Origin of the sequence: Bacillus sp. 22190, assembly GCF_052045575.1 — a bacterium.
Lineage (GTDB): Bacteria > Bacillota > Bacilli > Bacillales > Bacillaceae > Bacillus > Bacillus altitudinis.
On sequence record NZ_JBQEPF010000005.1, the window covers coordinates 40,526 to 62,265 of the forward strand.

Here is a 21,740-nt window from a genome sequence, read left to right on the forward strand (position 1 = left end):
CATTTTCTTTAGTGAAAAAGCTTTACGTGGGCAAAATAGGCGAGAGAAATGATGAAATGGAGGGATGGCTAGATGGCAACTAGAAAATCAATCGATGAATTTGTCCAAAAAAGCACTGAGACTCTTGAGTTTGCAAGCGAACAGTTTGATTTGAGCTCTCGCCAAGAACATTATAACGAGGAAGAATTTTCAAAAGCGCAGCTCATGCTAGAGGATGCAGTGAATGAATTAGAAAAGTTAAAAGATGTCGCCAATGATCAGCAAAGAGAACGTTTAGACAGAACGCGTGTACAAATTCAAAGTCTGCAAAACCAAATGATTTTAGGTATTTCATACGAGAACGAATGATGAACAGATCCTTCTTTTAAGGGTCTGTTTTATTTTTTGGCTGTTTTCGCAAAGATTGTTGTTTTTGGATATATATTTGTCATAGGTTTTTGTTCTGTTAAAGTATGTTATATATAGAAATTGCAAATATCTTCAAGGGGGTAGAAGAAATGTGGGAGACTCTTCCTGATTGGTTTTGGGCATTATATTACTTGTTTTTCTTAGCAACATTAGGAACCGCAATATTCAGTGTTGTGAAAAATAAACATAGGGGATTGTCTATTCTAACCATTGTATTTACTGTTACAATTCCGATGATTAGCCTGATAAATAGCATTGGTAGAGTAGAAGGAATGAATGAATTTGAACACTTATTTAGTCAATTGCGACAGGGTGCAGTTTGGTCTATCTTTACAGTTATAGGCTATATATTTTTATTAGTATGGTGGGTGCTAATCCTGTTCAAAAGCAAGTCCAAAAACAAAGTAATAGTATCTAATTAAAACATTGTAGAGACCTCAATATTCGGGGTCTTTTATTATGCATTTTGACAAGCTAAAACAAGCATTTGCTCTACTCGTTTTTCAAATGCTACATTCTTTTCCTTATCAAGCCATCGGAACCAGCAGAGGTAGTTTTCCAAATATTTTGTTGCAACTCCTTAAAACGCTCCATCCACTTTTTCAGGCGATTATGAAAGTTATGAACGTGTTGAACACCCTAAACCAGAAGAAAACCTGACTTCACGAATGCTTTTGAGTAGTTTCGTAAATTTTATCTGGTTCGTCTGCCTATTTTTTTCTAGAGTCCCTTGACTTTTCAATCAAGTGTCTATATTGTATTAAGTGTACTACATCAACTAATACACTATAGACACTTAAACGTGAAGAAAGGTGTTTAACCATGAAAAAAGAAAAAAAACCAATCAATTTAAAGTGGATGGTGCTGGCTGTTGCGTTAGCATGTACATTTTTTTTCGTTCTCGTTTTCATTGGTTTTGAAGTTCAAAAAGATTTTATTCCAAATTCGGTCCCTTTAATGCAAGGACATGATCAAGCGATAGGACTGCAAAAGCATGAATGAGAAAAGAGGGAGCCATCATGATTCAAATAGATCCAAGAAGCGCTGCACCAATATATGAACAAATCATTGAGCAGTTAAAAATTTTGTGCTTAAAAGGCGTGATGAAACCAGGTGACAAACTGCCCTCTGTGAGAGAGCTTGCCACCATTATTATTGCGAATCCAAACACCGTCAGCAAAGCGTATAAAGAGCTTGAACGGGAAGGAATTATTGAAACATTAAGAGGCCGTGGAACGTATGTGACAGAAGGTGCACAGTTAAAGCTGAATGAAGGGAAGGTGTTAGAGATGAAGGAGCAATTAAGGCAACTCATTATTGAAGCTCATTATGCCGGTATTGATATTCATCAACTCAAAGAGTGGTTGGAGGAGATCGGCTCAAGTCTAAAAGGAGGAAACCAAGTTGATTGAGGTCAGAAATGTATCAAAGAAATTAAATGGACGTGAAGTACTCAGCAACGTTTCCTTCAAGATAGGCGAAGGAGAGATCTTTGGTCTGCTTGGCCGGAATGGCTCTGGTAAAACAACACTTCTTCGCTTGATTCAGCAAATCCTTCTTCCAGATGAAGGAGAGATTTATTTTAAAGATGTACTCGTAAAAGACCACCCGTTAGTGAAGCAAAATATTGTGTATATGCCAGTCGTAAATCCCTACTTTGACCGGTACAATTATGGACAGCTTGTGAAGCTGTTAAAACAACTGTATCCAAAGTTTGACGTGACATATGCCAATGAGCTTGTGAACCGGTATGAGATTCCGGAAAAAGTGAAATACCGTGAATTGTCGACAGGTTTAAAGAAACAGCTGTCTCTCATTTTAAGTTTTGCCATCAAACCAGCAGTCATTTTGTTAGATGAGCCGACAGACGGGATTGATGCAGTCACAAGAAATGACGTTCTTCAGCTGATGATTGACGAGGTGGCAGAACGACAAACAACGATTTTAATTACATCACACCGTTTAGAGGATATTGAGCGTATGTGTAACCGAATCGGGTTTTTGGAAGGAAATCAGCTCACAAGTGTTATGGATTTAGATGAATTAAAGAATGACTACGTCAAAATCCAGATGGCATTTGAAGAGGATATGAACTTAAGTATTAGAAAAAAAGGCGTTGCCATCTTAGATCAAGCGGGTGTGTTCTATACAGCACTTGTACTCAAAACAGATGAAGAAGCAAAAGAGTATTTGAAATCGCTTGAACCAAAAGTCTGGCATGAACTGCCTGTAAATTTAGAAGAAGTATTCATTGCAAAGTTTGGAGGGAAACGCAGATGGTAAAGCGGCAATTGTTATATAAGGAATGGAAGCAGTCTGAGCTGACATTCATTTTAGTGATGCTTGTTGCGGTCTTTGCGACGCCATTATCCTTTTTAATGGGATACTCATCCTTTCAAACTTGTTTAAACGATCCGACTTGTACACCACTCGATAATTACTTTTATTATGATTTCGGTTCTGATATGTTTATCACCTTTTCATGGACGATGAGTTTAATTTTTGCAATTACCCAGTTGGGTTTTGAAAGAAATAAAGGGCAAATTGATTTTACTTTATCTTTGCCGTTTAGCAGAACGACCATTTATCACACAAAGTTTTTCCTAGGTGCCGGAATTATCACGCTTGTTCATGTATTGTCATATGTCTTTACTTATATACTCATTTTATGCATTCAACCACAATATACGATTGCGTTTAACAGTGGTTATTTGATTGCACTTGTGTCCACCTTAATGTTTTATAGTTTGTGTCTTGCAGCAGGTGCTTTAACAGGAAGCGCAATTAGTCAAGCCATTGTTACATTCAGTACATCAATTTTACCTTATTTATTAATTTGGCTACCGATGTTTCATTTAGACTATTTATTAAAAACGGATAGAAGTTGGGTTGATATCAGTTATGACTACTTTATTATGCCCATAGCTCCAATTACTTATATAACAGACCGTTTTCAATTTCGAAATTTAGTTGAAAATCCAATTTGGTTTACAGGTGTAGAATTCATCGTGCCAATTGTGATGCTAATCGTATTTTATCTCATTGGTTTGTTTAGTTTTATTAAACATCCAGTTGAACGAAATGGACGATTCTTTGTTTACCCTAAAATGGATAGGCCCATTCAGATATTGGTCATTGCCTTCGGTGTTCTAGGATTTGGCTGGGTTGGATTTTCTTCAGACAATTCCATTTTTGGTTATATCGCTGGCATGTTAATCGGTGGAGCTGTAGGCGCGCTGACGAGTTATTTCTTAATCTATCGAAAAAGATAAACAGAGAGCAGGGGAGTAGAGATGATTCAAATTCAATCGTTAGATCATGTGTTTAAAATTGGGAAAAAGGGCAGGGAGAACGAGATTCCTGTGCTCAAAGACATTGATTTGTCTATTAAAAGAGGCGAAATTGCATGTATCGTCGGACGAAGCGGTTCGGGGAAATCAACTTTACTGAATTTAATATCGGGATATATTACGCCAACAAGCGGACAAATTATGGTTGATGGCACCAATGTGACCGGCTTTAATGAGAAAGAATGGGCAGACTTTCGGTTAGATCATTTTGGCTTTATCTTTCAAAGCTTTCAATTGATCGGGAGTTTAACAACATATGAGAACGTTGAACTTCCGCTCACTTTAAAAGGTGTGAAGCCGTCTGAGCGAAAAGTGAAAGTAAAGGAAATGCTGAAACGAGTTGGTCTTGAACATCACGCAGGGCATTATCCTAATGAACTGTCAGGTGGACAGCAGCAGCGTGTGAGTATTGCAAGAGCCTTGATCCTTAATCCGTCAATTATTTTAGCAGATGAACCAACAGGCAGTCTGGATTCAGAAACTGAAGGCGAAATTCTAGCCTTTATCCAGCAGCTTAATCGTGAAAAAGGAATTACATTTGTCATCATTACACATGACGATGAAGTCGCTTCAATCGCAGACACAACGTTCCAGCTTCATGATGGTGTATTAAAGAAAGGGGATCAGTCCATTGAAATTTAGAGATCAGGTCAAATTCATCAGAAGAAATATGAAGAAAAATAGATTGCGTGTGTTTATGACCATACTTGCAACGACAATGGCATGCTCTTTCTTAATCGTTCTAGCGTCAGTTGGTTTTGGTCTGCAAAAATCGGCTCAAGATGAAATCATGAAACAACAAATTATCACAGAAATTAAAGTGTTAGGCAAAGAAAAAGGTGACGTCAAGGTTGACGATTTAAAGAAATATGATCATGCGAAATCTGTCGTTGCGAGAACGTCAATCATTCCATCGGTTCACGTCGAGCTCGATAATCGCTCAAGTGATACGCAGGCTGTACTGACAGATATGAAAGAAGAAAAAGAGGCAGGCCTTGAACTAGACCGTGGAAAAGTCCCAACATCGGCGAATGAAATTGTAGTTGGGTATCAAATGGCAGAACAACTTTGGACGGAAAAAGAACGAAAAGACTATGAAAAAGAAATGAATCAGACATCAAATGGTGAAGATACACCGGAAGAGCCAAAAGGCTATACGAAGGAAATTTTAAACAAAGTCATTCAAATCAAGGTGCCAAAACTGAATGAAGAAAATGAAGTGGTGAAAGAAAAGACGTTCGATTTCCGTGTCGTCGGTGTATTGAAGAAACCGAATTTGGAGTGGCAGCAGGATCATAAAATTCTTATTCCGAATGCTTATGAAAAAGAATTTAGTCAAGTGCTCGATCTGTCTCCTGATGCAGGAAATGTCGAAAAAATGACGTCTGTCTATGCTGATAAGTTCGACAATGTCGGTGCGCTCACAGATAAGCTGACAGATGACGGCTATCAAGTTATCTCTGTGACGAATCAGCTTGAAGGAATGGATATGTTCTTTACAGTCTTTAAAATTGGACTCATCTTTGTTGGATGTATTGCGGTGATTATTTCGGCGATCGGCATTTTCAATACGATGACAATGGCCGTAACAGAGCGGACACAAGAGATTGGGATCATGAAAGCCATCGGTGCGAATCCTTCCATTATTAAGCGAATGTTCCTCATGGAAAGTGCTTATATTGGGGTAATTGGATCGATCATCGGGATTATCATCTCGTACATCGTTAGTTTTGCAGTGAATTTAATCATTCCAGCAATTTTGTCTTCTATGTCTGAAGGGGGATCCAGTGATCAATTCTCGATCACCTTCTCCTATATTCCGCTAAGCCTTGTGGTCACAGCAACAGTGATTAGTGCAGGAGTCGCCATTATTTCTGGACTCAATCCAGCACGTAAGGCGACAAAAACGAATGTATTAACAGCATTAAGAAGAGAAATTTAAAGAAGAACCTCCTGTACCTATAGTGGGCTGACAGGAGGTTTTTTTATCGTCAAAAGATGTCTATTGCTTTGGTGCCCGGTACCCTGCACGCTCAGCTTCTTCTACGGAGCAGAACATTTTGGTCACGTTTTTTGTCCGTGAGTAGTATCTGCTGCTCGGTGTGTGATATATGCCGTTGACACTTCCTTTAATATTACAGGCGGCAGCTTCTTTTTTTGTTTCTTTTTGTGACTCATGACCGCCAGTATTCGACCCATCATCTTTAGGAGCAGATCGCTGGGCCGATGACGTGGTGTCTTTGTTTACTTTCTGGTGTTCTTTTTTGAGTGTTTCGTTTGTAGAGGTGAGCTTGTCTATTTTCTCTTCAAGCTCATGGATGGTTTTTTCTTGCTGTTTGACTGTCTTCTTTTCGGAGGTGATGGTTTCTAATTTCTTGGATAGCTTTTCTTTTTCTTTGGTCACGTCTTCTAAAGAGGCCGTCAGCGTTTCTTTGTCTTCCTTTAGACGAGAAATGTCAGATGCTAATTGTTTTTGCTCTTTCAGCAGCTGTTCAGAAGATGGATCTGCTTGTGCTTTCGGAGCACCTGTGCCGGCAAACGGTAATGACATAATAGAAAAAAGAAGACCAATGGTCAAAAAAGGATAGAAGAGTTTTTTTGAAAAGATTTGTTGATTTTGGTGTTTAAGTAATAAATAATTGACGGCATATCCTATGGCGAAACAAATACATAAAAGACCTATGATGAGTAACATCATCATCTGGCAGCCCCCCTATATCACTATTTACACCTATCATACCTCATTTTTCCATTTTGGGGAGCGGTTCAATTAAAAAAACCCTGTTTAAACAGGGTTTTCAGCGTGTAGACAAACCCTCGCATTCGGTGTCAGTCCTGTGTGCCGGTGCTCACGAATGTGAAATTCGCTCCGCTCCGGTACTCGTCCTTCCTAGACTGCAAAGGTTTTCTATCACGCTGAAAAGAAGACAAAGGGCTAAAATAAAGATCATTTTAGCCCTTTGTCAACAATCTGAAACCCTATTTATACAGGGTTTTCAGCTAATGGCAATCCTTTGATTGCTTCTTTTACCGTTAAATAAGTGATCGTATTCTGGAAGTCTGTATCTAAGTCTTTCATTTTCATCGCAAGCTGTGGTTTGATCCCAGTGATGATGAGTTCAGTTCCAGTTAAGTTCAGCAGGTGATGCAGTTTGAAAATTCGCGCTGCAACGGAATCATCGACATCGATTAAACCAGAAAGATCTACAATTAAATAATCATCCTTTGAATCTTCTAATATACAAGTTAACTTCGCGACGATGGCATCAAAGCGTTCTTCTGATAATTTTCCGATGAGTGGAAGAGCGGAAACACCATTTTTGATTGGGACAATTGGCGTCGACAGAGAGGTGACTTCCTGTAAGGAATCTTCTAGGAGTTGTTCATATTCTTTCTGCTTTGTAATGTCCTTTTGAAAGCCAATAAAAAATGTTTTGTCATCTTGTTCAATGTATAGAGGATCTATATTGAGTTCATTCCAAAAAAAAGTACCGTCTTTTTTATAATTTTTGAGCTGTGTGGTAATAGGTGTTTTGTTTTGAATTCCGTGACGTATTAAGGCAAGTTGCTCTTGATTTGTGTCTTTTCCTTGGAGGAATCGACAATTACGTCCAAGAATCTCATCTGGTTTGTATCCAGTCATTTGTGTAAAGCCATGATTCACATAAACAATAGGGTTATCCTCTAAAGAAGGGTCTGTAATGACAACACCAATCCGCGCATGATCCAGCGCTTTTTTTATGAGTTCAAGCTGTTTTTGCAAGCCGAAGATGTTCGAGCTGACCATATTACCCTCCTTTGCTGCTACTATCAGACATTTAAGATGGTTTTTTTAAAACCAAATGAATTCTTTTTAAACGTAACATAACATATGTTCTGTTTCAATGATTGCAATCGTTTTGTTAAATTTGTCATCATAGTTTGTCCTCCATTAGAATAGAGTAAGTAAGGAGACTTTTCATTAGAAAAAGAAGGGATCATTTGAGGAAAATTCATAAAATGACAAAAATAGTTAATATGGATTAGGTAAAAATGATTCCAATGCATCAAGATTGTTTTTGGGTCATTCACATATAATGGAAGAAACAAGCTTTTTTTCTTCGTTAGAGAGAATAGACCTTTTACATGGATTATGACGGAACAGCAGAATGGCATTACAGGGGGCTGGACAGCCTGAAGTCGCTTTACTATTCTAAGGGCTTTAGGAAGGTGATGAAAATGCTGCAACAAGTCATTATTGCTTGCGCCATTGGAGGGGTCATGGGCATTCTCGGTCACGTAAAGAAAAAAGGCAGGCTAGAGAAGCCCAGAATGACAAAGAAGTTTATTTATCTAGGGTTTATTGAAGATTGGCTCGTTGGGATGATTGCTGCTACACTGCTTGTCTTATCCTCAAATCCCGAATCTAGTCTGCACTTGATCATCTTATCCATTATTTCAGGTTACGGAGGAGAAGCAGTTCTGCGAAGCTTCGATTTTGTGAGAGAAGAACGTTCACAGGATGCAGGCTCCAACCGTCATAACCGATCTCCACACGAATAATATCCTCACTTTACCCTAGTCTAGGGTACATTCCCATTGTATACAAACCTGCTTGCACTTATGATCATAATTCTATAAAATACTACTTAGATGACGGTTACGATAAGAACAGTGAAGAGGAGTAGTAGGAAAGCAGTATTTGTCTTTAGAGAATTGACGGCTGGTGAAAGTCAATCAAATCTGCTTCTGAACTCGCCTCAGAGTTGCAGTTGCGTTAAAGCTTCTGTCGCATGTCTGCGTTAAAGATATTAAGTGAGCGTATGAACAGTTCATGACGCTAACAAGGGTGGTACCGCGGGAACCAAAAAATCTCTCGTCCCTTTCTAGGGATGAGGGTTTTTTGTTGATTTTAGAAAAATCTGAATTCTTGCAGTGGTCATCTGTGCAGATAAAGCCGTACACATTAAAGGAGGTTTTCACATTGAGTTTTCAGCATCGGGAAATTGAAAAGAAGTGGCAGGATTATTGGCTGACACATAAAACATTCGCCACATCTGACTCGGAAGATAAGCCAAAGTTTTATGCGCTAGATATGTTTCCTTATCCATCAGGAGCAGGGCTTCATGTAGGGCATCCTGAAGGATACACAGCAACGGATATTTTATCACGTATGAAACGTATGCAGGGATACGATGTTCTTCATCCAATGGGATGGGACGCATTTGGTCTTCCAGCGGAACAATATGCGCTGGATACAGGAAATGATCCAGCTGCATTTACAGAAGAGAACATTAATAATTTCCGCCGCCAAATTCAATCATTGGGCTTCTCGTATGATTGGGATCGAGAAATTAACACGACAGATCCGAATTATTATAAATGGACGCAGTGGATTTTCTTGAAATTGTACGAAAAAGGATTGGCGTATATTGATGAAGTACCTGTAAACTGGTGCCCAGCACTTGGTACAGTCCTTGCAAATGAAGAAGTCATTGATGGGAAAAGTGAGCGCGGAGGGCATCCTGTTGAAAGACGTCCAATGAAGCAATGGATGCTAAAAATTACAGCATATGCGGACAGGCTATTAGAAGATTTAGAAGACATTGATTGGCCTGAAAGCATCAAAGACATGCAGCGCAACTGGATTGGACGTTCTGAAGGTGCACATGTTCACTTCGAAGTAGAAGGACATGACGAACAGTTTACTGTGTTTACAACACGTCCTGATACACTATTTGGTGCAACATATGCCGTTCTTGCACCAGAGCATACACTAGTTGAAAAAATTACAACAGCTGCTCAAAAAGAAGCAGTTGAAGCATATATCAAAGAAATTCAATCTAAGAGTGACTTAGAGCGAACAGATCTTGCTAAAACGAAAACGGGCATTTTCACAGGTGCTTATGCCATCAATCCATTGAATGGGGAAAAGATGCCGATCTGGATTGCAGATTATGTGTTAGCCACATATGGCACTGGAGCGATTATGGCAGTTCCTGCTCATGATGAGCGTGATTATGAATTCGCCAAAACATTCGATCTTCCCATCAAAGAGGTTGTCGAAGGTGGAGACATTGACAAAGAAGCCTACACAGGTGATGGAAAGCACATCAACTCTGATTTCTTAAACGGCTTAGGGAAAGAAGAAGCAATTGAAAAAGCGATTGCATGGCTGGAAGAACATCAAAAAGGTGAAAAGAAAGTCACTTATCGTTTAAGAGACTGGCTGTTCAGCCGTCAGCGTTACTGGGGAGAGCCAATTCCAATTATTCATTGGGAGGACGGAACATCTTCAGCTGTTTCAGAGGAAGAGCTTCCACTGATTTTGCCTAAGACGACTGAGATTAAGCCAAGCGGAACAGGTGAATCACCTTTAGCCAATATTAAAGACTGGGTTGAGGTTGTAGATCCTGTAACAGGTAAGAAAGGCCGCCGTGAAACGAATACGATGCCACAATGGGCAGGTAGCTGCTGGTACTTCTTACGTTATATTGATCCACATAACACAGAAGAACTTGCATCGCCTGAAAAGCTGAAGAAATGGCTTCCTGTTGATGTGTATATTGGTGGAGCAGAACATGCTGTGCTTCATCTGCTATATGCACGATTCTGGCATAAATTCTTGTATGATATTGGTGTTGTTCCAACAAAAGAACCGTTCATGAAATTGTTCAACCAAGGAATGATTCTTGGTGAAAATAATGAAAAAATGAGTAAATCAAAAGGGAATGTTGTCAACCCAGATGATATCGTAGAATCTCATGGTGCAGATACATTAAGACTGTATGAAATGTTCATGGGGCCTTTAGATGCGTCAATTGCTTGGTCTGAAACAGGTCTTGATGGTGCTCGTCGTTTCCTAGATCGTGTATGGCGTCTGTTTACAAATGAAGATGGCTCCATCAGTGATAAAGTGACAGAGCAATCTGGCGGGCCATTAGAGCGAAGCTACCATGAAACCGTCATGAAGGTAACAGATCATTATGAAGGCTTACGTTTCAATACTGGGATTTCACAATTAATGGTGTTCATCAACGATGCATACAAGGCTGACACACTGCCGAAAGAATATGCAGAAGGCTTTGTGAAACTTCTTTCTCCAATTGCACCGCATGTAGCGGAAGAGCTTTGGAATAAACTTGGTCATGAAGGGTCTATTTCTTATGAAGCATGGCCGCAATATGATGAGTCAAAACTTGTCGATGATGAAGTGGAAATTGTCGTACAGTTAAATGGAAAAGTGAAAGCAAAATTAACGGTTCCTGCTGATGCAACAAAAGAGCAGCTAGAAGAGCTTGCGAAAAATGATGCACGGATAAAAGAACAGCTTGAAGGGAAAACAATCCGTAAAGTGATTGCGGTTCCTGGAAAACTTGTCAATATTGTCGCAAACTAATGAACGCACCCATCGGTATCAGCCGATGGGTGTTGTTTATTTCCCGGGACATAATTTTGTCGAAAACAAGGTAATTCCTCCATCAATCTCGTATTTAACAAGTTGATCAAGAAAATGAGGAGTGACGTCAATGGAAAAGGAAAGCAAACGTGAACAACTGCTCAGTTTATTAGGGGAAATGCCGGAGCGCCATCGTGTAGAGGCGTATACGTTAAAGATTGAGGAACGTGAATCGTACTTAGTAGAAACACTCATTCTCTCTATTCATGGGGTGGAGGAAGTTCCGGCTTATTTTGTGAAGCCGAAAGATACAGTGAAAAAAAGGCCTGTTGTCTTGTTCCAGCATTCTCATGGTGGGAATTATGTGGATGGGAAAGAAGAGTTATTGAAGGGGGCTCATTATTTGCAAGCGCCTTCATACGCAAAAGAATTCACTTCAAAAGGCTATAGTGTGTTGGCGATTGATCATGCGGGATTTGGTGAAAGAAGGGGGAGAACAGAAAGTGAAATTTTCAAAGAAATGCTGTTAACAGGAAAAGTGATGTGGGGCATGATGCTGTATGAGAGCATGTGTGCAATTGATTATTTGCTGTCCCGCTCTGATGTGCTTCCAGAGCGTTTAGCTGTTTTTGGGATGTCAATGGGCGGCCTTCTTTCATGGTGGACGGCAGCACTTGATGAGAGGGTCAGTGTGTGTGTGGATCTTTGCGCACAGGTTGATCATCACACATTGATTGAAACAAATCATTTAGATAGACACGGTTTTTACTATTATGTACCGAGCTTAGCTAAGCACTTTACAGCAGCTGACATCCAAGAAATGATTTTCCCAAGACCGCATTTAAGCTTAGTTGGAAAGCATGATCAGCTTACTCCTGCTGAAGGTGTTGGACGAATTCAACAGACATTAAGTCAAGCCTATCAAGCTGCTTCCTTAAAGGAACGTTATCAGCTTATAGGTCTACATGCAGGTCATTTTGAAACGGCTGCTATGCGCCACGAGGCTACACGTTTTTTGAAAAAGTGGCTGTAATCAATAGACGGCATGGACATACTACTCCGATAGAAGATGAAGGAGGAAACAGATGAAAAAAATCACCATGATTGGCGGATGTGGTGTCATCGGACGTTTATTAACTAAAGAGCTCTCTTCGGAGTATGACCTGACCATCATTGATCAAACAAGATGTGTAGAAGAAGTCATTTTTGCAAATGCGGCAAATGATGTTGAGTTGTTTCAAGCCATTCCAAGAGATACAGATGTGATCATTCATCTTTTAAACATAGACATGACGCATGATGTGATGAATGAAAAGGAGTTTGCAAAAATGAATGAGGTGTTTTGGATAAGCACGTATAATATGTTTCGTTCAGCGACCAGGTTAAGCATTCCAAAAGTCATTTTTGCAAGCAGTAATCATGTGACAGATCGCTATGAAAAAGATGGTCACTCCTTACTAGGGCGAGAAATTACGACTGATGATGTACCAGCAACGAAAAATGTGTATGGCATTTTAAAATTTGCTTCCGAACAGCTTGGGCGTTTGTTTCACGATCAAACAGGTATGTCTGTCATCAATTTGAGAATTGGAACCGTCGTGACAGATGAGATGGAAGGATTGCACACCAAAAAAAGAACGAAACGAACGCTTCTTTCACATGAAGACCTTTTCGGCATGATCAAGGCTGCCATCGAAACGGACGTTCCATTCGGGACTTATTATGCCGTATCAGAAAACGAAGGAAAACCTTGGTCTACTGAGAAAACGAAGCAGGAGTTAGGCTACAGGCCAGATGTCAATACGGCAGAAATTCTGAAAGAAAACGATCAGGCATAGGGCATAATCATGACATTAGCTCATGATCTTTTTCTTTTCATTGATGAGGCTAAAAGCACGAATGGCATGATCATCTCTGTGGTCTGTCATGATGATTATAGACGCTTTCTTCCCCCGTTTGTTACATTTTAATCACGATATCGTCAAAGGCTGCAGCTTATGTTCAGACGAAATGATAACGCTTACAAAGGAAGGGCGTGATGAACATAGATCGTTCTATTAAAGGCCGATTGTTCAATGTATTTAATTACTCTTTTCTACTCATGTTCGCATTAATATGTGTGCTCCCGTTCATCCATGTCATTGCCGCCTCTTTTGCGACAGTAGAAGAGGTCATCTCAAAGAAGTTTATTTTGTTTCCAACGACGTTTTCTCTAGAGGCCTATCGCTATATCTTTTCTACAGATATTGTGTATCGCAGCCTGATTGTATCCATTCTTGTGACACTCGTTGGAACAGCGGTCAGCATGTTTTTATCCTCACTCATGGCGTATGGGCTGTCTCGTCAAGAGCTAAAGGGCCGAAGAACCCTCATGTTTCTCGTTGTCTTCACGATGCTGTTTAGCGGAGGGATGATTCCGACGTTTATTGTCGTGAAAACACTAGGGCTGCTTGATACTTACTGGTCACTCATTCTGCCAGTGGCCATCAATGCATTCAATTTGATCATTTTGAAAAACTTCTTTCAAAACATTCCGGCAAGCCTTGAAGAATCAGCGAAGATGGACGGCTGTAACGATTTAGGGATCTTCTTTAAAATCGTGCTGCCACTTTCTTTGCCAGCTATTGCGACGATTTCACTTTTTTATGCCGTGACGTATTGGAATACGTACATGACAGCCATTTTATATTTAAACGATTCGGTGAAATGGCCAATTCAGGTCCTGTTAAGACAAATCGTCATTGTATCAAGCGGTATGCAGGGAGATATGTCAGATATGGGCTCATCAACACCGCCGCCAGACCAAACCATTAAAATGGCGGTCATCGTCGTGGCGACCATTCCCGTTCTGCTTGTCTATCCATTTATTCAAAAGCATTTCAACAAAGGGGCATTACTAGGTTCTGTAAAGGGTTAAAAAGATGGAATAACGGAGGGATCTTATGGGGAGAAAGAAATTATGGCTGATTGCCTTTGTTTTGTTATTTGCCGCAAGCGGTATTCTGTCAGCTTGTTCAAGTAAAGGAGCAAGCTCATCAGATGAAAAGGTTGATTTAGACAAAAAGGTGAAGCTGTCATGGATGGCGATTTTGTATCATCAGCAGCCGCCAAAAGAATCAGTGTTAGAAGAGATTGAGAAGCTCACAAATACAGAGCTTGATATTACGTGGGTGCCTGATGCGGTGAAAGAAGACCGTTTAAATTCAGCACTTGCCGCAGGGAACCTCCCGCAAATTGTGACGATTCAAGACATTAAGAATTCATCTGCTATCAATGCGTTTAGATCAGGCATGTTCTGGGAAATCGGTCCATACTTAAAGGATTATCCAAATTTAAGTAAGATGAACGAACTGATTAATAAAAATGCCTCTATCGATGGGAAGCTTTATGGCATTTATAGAGAGAGACCACTTTCAAGACAAGGGATTGTCATTCGAAAGGATTGGCTTGAAAATTTAAATTTGGATACACCAAAAACGCTGGATGACCTTTATGAAGTAGCCAAGGCATTTACTGAAAAAGATCCGAACAAAAATGGCAAGGACGATACAATTGGTTTTACAGACCGTAACGATTTGATTTACGGTGCATTTAAAACGCTCGGTTCTTATGAAGGAATGCCAACAGATTGGAAAGAAGAAAACGGCAAATTTACGCCAGACTTTATGACAGATGAGTATATGAATACAATGAAATATATGAAAAAGCTGCGTGACAATGGTTATATAAACAAAGACTTCCCAGTCACAAGCAAAACGCAGCAGCAAGAATTGTTTTCACAAGGAAAAGCGGGTATCTATGTTGGAAATATGGTAGATGCAGTGAACTTAAGAGATGATGCAACAGATAAAAACATGGAAGTGGATATTATCAACCGAATCAAAGGCCCAGATGGCAAAGAACGTGTATGGGCATCAGGCGGCCATAATGGCATCTTCGCCTTCCCAAAAACAAGCGTCAAATCAGAAGCAGAGTTAAAGAGAATTTTGGCTTTCTTTGACCGAATTGCAGAAGAAGACGTGTATGGTCTCATGACGTATGGGATTGATGGAAAGCACTATAACAAACAAGATGGAAATACATTTGTGAGGGAAGAAAGCCAAGTGAAAAGCTGGCAGACAGATGTACAGCCGCTTGTCAGCCTCGTAGGGATTGATAAACGTTACTTGAAAAATAAAGGCGATGCAGTTCGTACAAAATATGAAGAGCTAGAAGAAGACAATAAAAACATCATTGTCGCTAACCCTGCTGAAAGCCTGTATTCAGAAACAGCATCAGAGCGAGGAAATGAATTGAAGAAAATCATCGATGATGCGACCTATAAGTTCATTCTTGGTGATATCAACGAAGAACAATTTAAGAAAGATGTAGAGAAGTGGAAATCAAATGGTGGAAATAAAATCATAGAAGAATATGAAGCTTCCTTTAAAAAATCAAAATGATGAACATGAAGACCCCCGCTTAGTAAAAAGCGGGGGTGTTTTTATTAAAAGTCGAAGTTGTCTGGATCAGGACCAATTCGTTTATTTTCATTTAAGGCAGACAGGCGCTTCATATCCTCATCAGATAGGACAAAATCGAAAATATCGGCATTTTCTTTTAAACGATGAGCTTTCGTTGATTTAGGAATCGTAATGACGCCTTTTTGCACATCCCAGCGCAAAATAATTTGAGCAGGTGTTTTGCTGTATGTGCCCGCAAGCTCCGTGATCAGCGGGTGGTGCAGCAGCTCTCCCTGCATAAGTGGTGACCAGGCTTCCATTTGGATACCATGTGTTTTCAAATACGTAAACAGCGTTTCCTGCGTGAGTTTTGGATGAAACTCGACTTGATTAATTGCTGGAATGATGTCCGCATCTTTCAATAATTCGTCTAGATGATGCGGCTGAAAGTTACTCACACCGATGGCTCTGACTTTTCCTTCACGGTATAGCGTTTCAAGCGCGCGCCATGCTTCCTTGTATTTCCCTTCAACTGGCCAGTGAATTAAATACAGATCAAGGTAATCAAGCTGAAGTTTTTTCAGGCTGTCTTCGTATGCTTTTAGTGTCGCTTCATATCCTAAATCGGCATTCCACACTTTGGATGTCACAAAGATGTCTTCGCGGCGAAGGCCTGTTTCTGCTAGACCAAGTTGTATGCCTCGTCCAACGCCTTCTTCATTGCCGTAAATAGAAGCTGTATCAATACTGCGATATCCTAATTGAATGGCTGTTTTAACAGCTTCAATTAATTCCGTTCCCTCTTCAACCTGAAAGACCCCAAGACCAAATCCTGGCATGCGGACGCCGTTGTTTAATGTTTTTGTACTTTGTAAATCGTTCATATGAAAGTCTCCTTTAAATGGTTTGTTTGTATTCTTTTTGTTCGATTTGATGACTCACCATCGTGAGTATAGCCGCCATGAGCACCATGATGCCGCCAACCCAGCCGGTATGCACAAGCCCAAGGGTATCTGTCACGATGCCGCCTAAAAATGAACCAATGGCGATACCTGCATTAAAGGCAGCGATATTAAGAGCGGAAGCAACATCGACAGCTCCGGGTGTATACCTTTCTGCAAAATCAACGACGGCAACTTGAAGGCCGGGTACGTTCATGAAAGCAAACAGTCCCATCAGCATTACAGTTCCAATCCCGAGTGCCATAAATCCAGCAGTAAAGCTAAGGATAAACAAGATGAGACTTTGAATGATAAACATATAAATCAGTGCTTTCATTGGCTGTTTATTCGCTGCTTTTCCGCCAATGACATTCCCAGCGGCGATGGTCATCCCGTATAACAGCAGGATCAAGGCAACTGTTCCAGGCGCAAGACCTGTCACATGCTGTAAGAGAGGGGATAAATAGGTGAAGACGACAAAGGTTCCTCCATACCCTGTAGCAGTAATGACAAATAAAAGCAACATTCTTTTCGACTTTAATAAGGCTGCTTGATCCTTAAACGTTGTTTTCACGCCCTGTTTCAATTGAGACGGAACAAGGAAATAGTTAGAAATCAGTGCGATTAGGCCAATCATGACAATCACACCAAATGACGTCCGCCAGCCGAGCTCATGACCAAGAAACGTACCGAATGGCACACCGGTCACAGTAGCGACTGTTAAACCAGTGAACATAAAGGCAATAGCGCTTGCCCGCTTTTCTTTCACCACAAGGCTTGCGGCAATGGTCGAGCCAATCGACATAAATACGCCATGTGATAGGGCTGAAATCACTCGTCCGATTAAGAGTACAGAAAAAGTCGGGGCAATCGTGGCGAGTGTATTTCCGATCAAAAAGACGAGCATAATGAGCAGAAGCAATGTCTTTTTTTTCATTGTTGACGTAAGTGAGGTTAGAATTGGTGCGCCAAAGGTAACACCGAGCGCATATAAAGAAACGGTCCAGCCGGCCTGACTGACACTCACGCCAAAGTCTTCTGAGATCATCGGCAGAAGACCTACAGAGATAAATTCAGTTGTACCTATAGCAAATGCACTAATCGCTAGTGCGAGAAGGGCAAAGTGATTTTGTTTGTTTTGCATCGTGATTCACATCCTTCTTTCATGACATTTTGATAGACGAAGCCGATCGGCAAGAGTTATTATCTAACATAGATGACAGAAAAAAAAGTACGTACTTTTTTGTAATATAGGTACTAAAAAGTGCCTGTACAGCATCAAAAGGAGTGAAGAGACGTTGGAAAAGAAGAAATATAATATCTCTGTGGAGGCAACGCTTGAGGTGATCGGCGGGAAATGGAAGTGTGTCATCTTATGTCATTTAACACATGGGAAAAAGCGGACGAGTGAACTGAAGCGCCTCATGCCAAATATCACCCAAAAAATGCTCACACAGCAGCTGCGAGAGCTTGAAAATGACGGTGTGATTAACCGCATTGTATATGAACAAGTGCCGCCTAAAGTGGAGTATGAATTAAGTGAATACGGACAGTCACTTGAGCGAATTTTGAATGCGTTATGTGATTGGGGGGCAGCCCATATTGAACGAGTGTATGGCGAGCCGCTTTCAGTGCTGGAAGACAGTATTCTAAATGAACAGTTTAAATAAAAAAGTCCCGCTTCTTGTGAGAGCGGGACTTTGCTTTATGTGCCTTTTTTCTGATCACGGTATTTTCCAGGCGTCGTGCCTTCCAGCTTTTTAAAGGAGCGGATGAAATTTTGCGGATTTTTGTATTTTAGCTTTTCCGAAATTTCTTTCACCGACATATCCGTCTCTACCAACCAGTTTTTGGCGACATGATGTCTGTAAGACGAGAGATATTCACTAAAGGAGATATCCATTTCTTTTCTAAAAATACTACTTAAATAATTTGGATTGTAGTGCAGGCGTGTAGCGATTTCGTCCAATGTCAGATCTGAGTCAAATTCTTGATGAATGATATGAATGATTTTCTCTGAGATATTTTTATATTGAGAGTCTTCACGTGCGCCGAGCTGATCAATGATGGGTCGAATGATCTCATGTTTCAGCCACGCTTCTGTATCTTCAAACGTTTTAAACTCAAAGATCGTATCATAGAGCATTTTATTATCTTCGACTTCAAACAATTCAATGCCTAGCAAATGCATCAGCTCGATGAGATTGTTTAAAAAACGAGCGAGAGCAATCTGGTACTCATGTGGTCCAGCATTTTTAGAAAAAATGGATTGCAGAAGCACATGTAAATAGTGATCTGCCTTGCCTTGATCGCCTGCTTTAATGGCATCAAATAAATCATGCTGCAGCTGTTTTGGGAAGTGAGTCTTAAACGTCTTTCCTTGCTGAATATGCTCGTATAAAAGAATGGATTTTTTCTCTGCCTTGAGCCTGTATTTTAAGGCTTCTTTTCCCTCAATATAAGCATGTTTGGCCATAGAGAGCTCTTTAAATGAGCGACTGATCCCAATGCTGATCGACAAGCCCAGCTCTTCCTCAATTCGCTGCTGAATTGTTTCGGCTAATTGATTTAAATATTCAGTAAATTCCTCTTCTGACTTCGATTGATTGAGGACAATCGTCGTTTGATGCTGATTGACAACGGTTGGCTGAAGATGCTCCTCTAGCGGAATAATCTGCTCAATCAGTCCATTTATCGCAAATAAAAGCAAGTCTGCATCCTTTTTTTCATACGGCGTTCCTTTTAGTGTATCGATTTGGGTCACAAGCATGGACAAATGGGACCAGTCACGAGGAAAGCCTAGACTTTGAAATCGGTTGTGAATCTCTTCTTCCGTCAGCTTGCCAAGCAGCAGCCGCACCATAAAGTATTGCTGTAAGTGTGTCACTTGCTGTTCAATTCGTTCCTCTAGATCATTGTTTTGATCTTTCATTTGTTTAATGCTCGATTCGATGAGCTCAAATTCATTTTGGAAAGGCTGTTTATGCAAAAACGACTCATTACGTGCAAAGGATTCGTATAATAAGCGAATCGGTTTATAAAAGTGTCTAGAGCCAAACCATGAAAATAATAATGAAAGCGCTAACAAAATAAAGCAAATAATAAAGGTGATCCACCCAATTGATTTCGTTTGCTGCTTTAGTTCTGGAATGGAGACAAAGGATAAGTATGTCCATTCGTTATAATCTGATTTTTGAAACGTAATTTGATAGTTTAGTTCATCGATTTTCATATCAAATTGTCCGGATCGTTCTTCAAGTGACAGGACATGTTTGACGAAATCTTGATTTTTTAACGAGTCACCAATTTGTTCTTTTCGATTATGTAGCAGCACTTTTCCGTTTGTATCAATGACAAACATACTATCAGATTGAGAGAAATCAGGCATGTTGTCAGCAATCACGCAGCTTGGAATGCTGGCTACGGCGATCCCCTTTTTTTGGACACTATTCATCGGAAGCTGCTTGATTAAATTCACATTGTATTTGCAAAAGGATGTCTTTCCTTCTTTTGTTGAGACAAGTGGATTATTTTCTTCAAGTGCCCAGCTGGAATGACTCGGAATATTGAGGTAAGAGGTTAACGCTTTCTCTTGATCTCCGTTTGAGACATGATAAAGACCAGAATTGTTCATATACCAATCTTCCATTTTACTAACAAGTGTAATATTGGAGAGATCGGTGTCGAAGGTTTGCAGGTAATTCAGTTCTTGCTGGACTTGATTATAAAGTTGGAATTGGTCTGGATTTAAAGGTTCTGCCAGTGTTTGAAGGAGAGGCGGCGAACTGACATAGTGAGTGAGAGAATGATCTACTGTCTTTAGAATATGCTCAATATTGGATTGCGTTTGTTTGACGCTGTCCAGCTTTTCATTTGAAATATTTTCGAGTGCAGTTTTTTGCGAATGCTGATAAGAAAAAATACCGACAATAATAACAGGAATCGTACTAAGCACGAAAAAAAACGTCACCAGCTTGTAATAAAATTTATACTGCTTTCTTTTCATAAAACCCCCCATTTCAAACGAAACAATCTTTTCCCCTTAGTTTATTAATCCAAAAATCTGGTAGGTTTGTCAATAATCATTTTCTGAGATTAGGATCATTTTCTTATGTTTTATGTAACGTTTTGAGTAGCTTCCCCTGAGTAAATATGATCTGATGATATGATTGTAGACGGATTTTTCATCCTTAAGATACAGTTAACACATGCATCAGCATGAGGGGAGGCTTTATCTGTGAAAACACAGGATGTCACTGCCAAGGGTGTGCCTGCGGCAGCTTTGAAAAAAGAAAAGAGAAAGCGCTTACTTAACCAATTACTTAGTCAAAAATTTCTGTATTTAATGATTTTGCCAGGGCTCCTTTATTTTCTTGTCTTTAAATATGTCCCTATGTGGGGGCTGATCATTGCCTTTCAAGATTACCAGCCGTTTCTCGGAATTCTTGGCAGTGAGTGGGTTGGCTTCAAACACTTTATTCGCTTATTTACAGAACCAACATTTTTCATCTTATTAAAAAATACGCTCATTTTATTTGCCATGAATGTCGTGATTTTCTTTCCGATTCCGATCTTATTAGCCCTTCTTTTAAACGAGGTCAGATTGGCACTGTTTAAGAAATTTGTTCAGACAATGATTTATATTCCTCATTTCATGTCATGGGTGATTGTCGTGTCCTTATCTTTTGTTTTGTTAACGGTAGATGGCGGGTTGATCAATGAATTGATTGCTTTCTTTGGAGGAGAAAAGATTAACTTCCTTCTTAGTCAAGAATGGTTTAGACCCATGTACATTTTGCAGGTAATCTGGAGAGAAGCGGGTTGGTCAACCATTATTTATCTTGCTGCGATTACAGCAGTGGATCCGCAGCTATATGAAGCAGCAAAAATGGATGGAGCCGGCAGACTTAGACAAATGTGGCACATCACCCTTCCTGCGATTAAAAGTGTCATTGTTGTACTGCTCATTTTAAAAATTGGTGATACATTAGAGCTTGGATTTGAACATGTCTATTTATTACTCAATGCGACCAACAGGGAAGTCGCAGAGATTTTTGATACGTATGTGTATACAGCTGGTCTGAAGCAAGGACAATTCAGCTATAGTACCGCAGTTGGTTTATTTAAAGCAGCCGTTGGACTTATTTTGGTCATGATGGCGAACCGTTTAGCGAAGAAGTTTGGAGAAGAAGGGATTTATTAAAAGGGGAGATGAAGACCA

At 40.1% G+C, this 21,740-nt stretch carries 21 protein-coding genes, 1 pseudogene and 1 other annotated feature; of the genes and pseudogenes, 16 read left to right on the top strand and 6 right to left on the bottom strand.

Translation table 11 applies throughout. From position 1 onward, the window contains the following. Window positions 1-72: 72 nt before the first annotated feature. A complete protein-coding gene (locus ACTJKA_RS08555) occupies window positions 73-348 on the top strand; it encodes a YtzC family protein (RefSeq protein ID WP_019743687.1) in 276 nt (91 codons plus the stop codon). Window positions 349-497: 149 nt separating this feature from the next. After that, window positions 498-830 (top strand): hypothetical protein, encoded by a 333-nt coding sequence (locus ACTJKA_RS08560; protein ID WP_251185812.1) that lies wholly within the window; start codon window positions 498-500, stop codon window positions 828-830. Between the two features lie 35 nt (window positions 831-865). Here ACTJKA_RS08560 and ACTJKA_RS08565 read toward each other — a convergent pair. Next, window positions 866-1,026 (bottom strand): annotated as a pseudogene (locus tag ACTJKA_RS08565) (IS1595 family transposase); the annotation flags it as partial. Between the two features lie 204 nt (window positions 1,027-1,230). Here ACTJKA_RS08565 and ACTJKA_RS08570 point away from each other — a divergent pair. Genes ACTJKA_RS08570 through ACTJKA_RS08595 form a run of 6 tightly spaced genes read left to right on the top strand, consistent with a single transcriptional unit; the run spans window position 1,231 to window position 5,700 of the window. Next, a complete protein-coding gene (locus ACTJKA_RS08570) occupies window positions 1,231-1,410 on the top strand; it encodes a hypothetical protein (RefSeq protein ID WP_008342991.1) in 180 nt (59 codons plus the stop codon). A gap of 17 nt (window positions 1,411-1,427) precedes the next feature. Then, window positions 1,428-1,820 (top strand): GntR family transcriptional regulator, encoded by a 393-nt coding sequence (locus ACTJKA_RS08575; RefSeq protein ID WP_017358353.1) that lies wholly within the window; start codon window positions 1,428-1,430, stop codon window positions 1,818-1,820. Beyond that, window positions 1,813-2,691: an ATP-binding cassette domain-containing protein gene (locus ACTJKA_RS08580; RefSeq protein WP_007501894.1), complete on the top strand. Its 879-nt coding sequence runs from the start codon at window positions 1,813-1,815 to the stop codon at window positions 2,689-2,691. Before ACTJKA_RS08575 ends, ACTJKA_RS08580 begins: the two co-directional genes overlap by 8 nt. Next, window positions 2,685-3,680, top strand: a complete 996-nt coding sequence (locus ACTJKA_RS08585) for an ABC-2 transporter permease (RefSeq protein WP_017358352.1) — start codon at window positions 2,685-2,687, stop codon at window positions 3,678-3,680. Before ACTJKA_RS08580 ends, ACTJKA_RS08585 begins: the two co-directional genes overlap by 7 nt. A gap of 21 nt (window positions 3,681-3,701) precedes the next feature. Continuing rightward, window positions 3,702-4,400: an ABC transporter ATP-binding protein gene (locus tag ACTJKA_RS08590; RefSeq protein WP_007501890.1), complete on the top strand. Its 699-nt coding sequence runs from the start codon at window positions 3,702-3,704 to the stop codon at window positions 4,398-4,400. Then, window positions 4,390-5,700, top strand: coding sequence for an ABC transporter permease (locus ACTJKA_RS08595; RefSeq protein ID WP_113747076.1), 1,311 nt, complete (start codon window positions 4,390-4,392; stop codon window positions 5,698-5,700). The genes ACTJKA_RS08590 and ACTJKA_RS08595 overlap by 11 nt, the downstream gene beginning before the upstream one ends. A gap of 60 nt (window positions 5,701-5,760) precedes the next feature. Here the strand turns inward: ACTJKA_RS08595 and ACTJKA_RS08600 are convergent, their stop codons facing one another. Together ACTJKA_RS08600 and ACTJKA_RS08605 are read right to left on the bottom strand one after the other, a co-directional pair. After that, window positions 5,761-6,459, bottom strand: a complete 699-nt coding sequence (locus ACTJKA_RS08600) for a sunset domain-containing protein (protein ID WP_440607691.1) — start codon at window positions 6,457-6,459, stop codon at window positions 5,761-5,763. Between the two features lie 282 nt (window positions 6,460-6,741). After that, a complete protein-coding gene (locus ACTJKA_RS08605; protein WP_007501884.1) occupies window positions 6,742-7,545 on the bottom strand; it encodes a PAS domain-containing protein in 804 nt (267 codons plus the stop codon). A gap of 425 nt (window positions 7,546-7,970) precedes the next feature. Here ACTJKA_RS08605 and ACTJKA_RS08610 point away from each other — a divergent pair, with 425 nt between their 5' ends. From ACTJKA_RS08610 to ACTJKA_RS08635, 6 genes are all read left to right on the top strand, one after another. Further along, on the top strand, window positions 7,971-8,300 hold the full coding sequence (locus tag ACTJKA_RS08610; protein ID WP_008343006.1) for a DUF4257 domain-containing protein: 330 nt from the start codon (window positions 7,971-7,973) through the stop codon (window positions 8,298-8,300). A gap of 102 nt (window positions 8,301-8,402) precedes the next feature. Further along, window positions 8,403-8,624, top strand: a binding site (T-box leader). Between the two features lie 97 nt (window positions 8,625-8,721). Continuing rightward, complete coding sequence (gene leuS, locus ACTJKA_RS08615; RefSeq protein ID WP_048001444.1) at window positions 8,722-11,136, top strand: leucine--tRNA ligase; 2,415 nt, start codon at window positions 8,722-8,724, stop codon at window positions 11,134-11,136. A gap of 130 nt (window positions 11,137-11,266) precedes the next feature. Continuing rightward, window positions 11,267-12,169 (top strand): dienelactone hydrolase family protein, encoded by a 903-nt coding sequence (locus ACTJKA_RS08620; protein WP_047945261.1) that lies wholly within the window; start codon window positions 11,267-11,269, stop codon window positions 12,167-12,169. Window positions 12,170-12,221: 52 nt separating this feature from the next. Beyond that, window positions 12,222-12,974, top strand: a complete 753-nt coding sequence (locus tag ACTJKA_RS08625; RefSeq protein ID WP_411230103.1) for an NAD-dependent epimerase/dehydratase family protein — start codon at window positions 12,222-12,224, stop codon at window positions 12,972-12,974. A 218-nt stretch (window positions 12,975-13,192) separates the two neighbouring features. Then, window positions 13,193-14,053: a carbohydrate ABC transporter permease gene (locus ACTJKA_RS08630; RefSeq protein ID WP_098680761.1), complete on the top strand. Its 861-nt coding sequence runs from the start codon at window positions 13,193-13,195 to the stop codon at window positions 14,051-14,053. Between the two features lie 25 nt (window positions 14,054-14,078). Further along, window positions 14,079-15,578, top strand: coding sequence for an extracellular solute-binding protein (locus tag ACTJKA_RS08635; RefSeq protein WP_440607692.1), 1,500 nt, complete (start codon window positions 14,079-14,081; stop codon window positions 15,576-15,578). A 44-nt stretch (window positions 15,579-15,622) separates the two neighbouring features. Here ACTJKA_RS08635 and ACTJKA_RS08640 read toward each other — a convergent pair whose 3' ends face one another. Continuing rightward, the gene (locus ACTJKA_RS08640) at window positions 15,623-16,462 is read right to left on the bottom strand and encodes an aldo/keto reductase (protein WP_039168372.1); all 840 of its coding nucleotides are present in this window, start codon (window positions 16,460-16,462) and stop codon (window positions 15,623-15,625) included. Window positions 16,463-16,475: 13 nt separating this feature from the next. After that, a complete protein-coding gene (locus ACTJKA_RS08645; protein WP_008343016.1) occupies window positions 16,476-17,663 on the bottom strand; it encodes an MFS transporter in 1,188 nt (395 codons plus the stop codon). Window positions 17,664-17,817: 154 nt separating this feature from the next. Between ACTJKA_RS08645 and ACTJKA_RS08650 the strand changes: the two genes are divergently transcribed. Next, window positions 17,818-18,189, top strand: coding sequence for a winged helix-turn-helix transcriptional regulator (locus tag ACTJKA_RS08650; RefSeq protein ID WP_008343017.1), 372 nt, complete (start codon window positions 17,818-17,820; stop codon window positions 18,187-18,189). A 35-nt stretch (window positions 18,190-18,224) separates the two neighbouring features. On the opposite strand, the gene ACTJKA_RS08655 is transcribed toward ACTJKA_RS08650, so the two are convergent. After that, complete coding sequence (locus ACTJKA_RS08655) at window positions 18,225-20,525, bottom strand: helix-turn-helix domain-containing protein (protein ID WP_019743703.1); 2,301 nt, start codon at window positions 20,523-20,525, stop codon at window positions 18,225-18,227. Between the two features lie 231 nt (window positions 20,526-20,756). Between ACTJKA_RS08655 and ACTJKA_RS08660 the strand changes: the two genes are divergently transcribed. Then, window positions 20,757-21,722 carry an ABC transporter permease gene (locus ACTJKA_RS08660; protein ID WP_008343019.1) on the top strand — a complete coding sequence of 322 codons (966 nt, stop codon included), beginning with the start codon at window positions 20,757-20,759 and terminating at the stop codon, window positions 21,720-21,722. The last annotated feature ends 18 nt before the right edge of the window (window positions 21,723-21,740 follow it).

What these genes read in the sequence shown, in the direction of transcription:
- ACTJKA_RS08555 (WP_019743687.1), top strand. Translation starts at nt 73, where the DNA reads ATGGCAACTAGAAAATCAATCGATGAATTTGTCCAAAAAAGCACTGAG.
- ACTJKA_RS08560 (WP_251185812.1), top strand. Translation starts at nt 498, where the DNA reads ATGTGGGAGACTCTTCCTGATTGGTTTTGGGCATTATATTACTTGTTT.
- ACTJKA_RS08570 (WP_008342991.1), top strand. Translation starts at nt 1,231, where the DNA reads ATGAAAAAAGAAAAAAAACCAATCAATTTAAAGTGGATGGTGCTGGCT.
- ACTJKA_RS08575 (WP_017358353.1), top strand. Translation starts at nt 1,428, where the DNA reads ATGATTCAAATAGATCCAAGAAGCGCTGCACCAATATATGAACAAATC.
- ACTJKA_RS08585 (WP_017358352.1), top strand. Translation starts at nt 2,685, where the DNA reads ATGGTAAAGCGGCAATTGTTATATAAGGAATGGAAGCAGTCTGAGCTG.
- ACTJKA_RS08590 (WP_007501890.1), top strand. Translation starts at nt 3,702, where the DNA reads ATGATTCAAATTCAATCGTTAGATCATGTGTTTAAAATTGGGAAAAAG.
- ACTJKA_RS08600 (WP_440607691.1), bottom strand. Translation starts at nt 6,459, where the DNA reads ATGATGATGTTACTCATCATAGGTCTTTTATGTATTTGTTTCGCCATA.
- ACTJKA_RS08605 (WP_007501884.1), bottom strand. Translation starts at nt 7,545, where the DNA reads ATGGTCAGCTCGAACATCTTCGGCTTGCAAAAACAGCTTGAACTCATA.
- ACTJKA_RS08610 (WP_008343006.1), top strand. Translation starts at nt 7,971, where the DNA reads ATGAAAATGCTGCAACAAGTCATTATTGCTTGCGCCATTGGAGGGGTC.
- ACTJKA_RS08620 (WP_047945261.1), top strand. Translation starts at nt 11,267, where the DNA reads ATGGAAAAGGAAAGCAAACGTGAACAACTGCTCAGTTTATTAGGGGAA.
- ACTJKA_RS08625 (WP_411230103.1), top strand. Translation starts at nt 12,222, where the DNA reads ATGAAAAAAATCACCATGATTGGCGGATGTGGTGTCATCGGACGTTTA.
- ACTJKA_RS08635 (WP_440607692.1), top strand. Translation starts at nt 14,079, where the DNA reads ATGGGGAGAAAGAAATTATGGCTGATTGCCTTTGTTTTGTTATTTGCC.
- ACTJKA_RS08640 (WP_039168372.1), bottom strand. Translation starts at nt 16,462, where the DNA reads ATGAACGATTTACAAAGTACAAAAACATTAAACAACGGCGTCCGCATG.
- ACTJKA_RS08645 (WP_008343016.1), bottom strand. Translation starts at nt 17,663, where the DNA reads ATGCAAAACAAACAAAATCACTTTGCCCTTCTCGCACTAGCGATTAGT.
- ACTJKA_RS08655 (WP_019743703.1), bottom strand. Translation starts at nt 20,525, where the DNA reads ATGAAAAGAAAGCAGTATAAATTTTATTACAAGCTGGTGACGTTTTTT.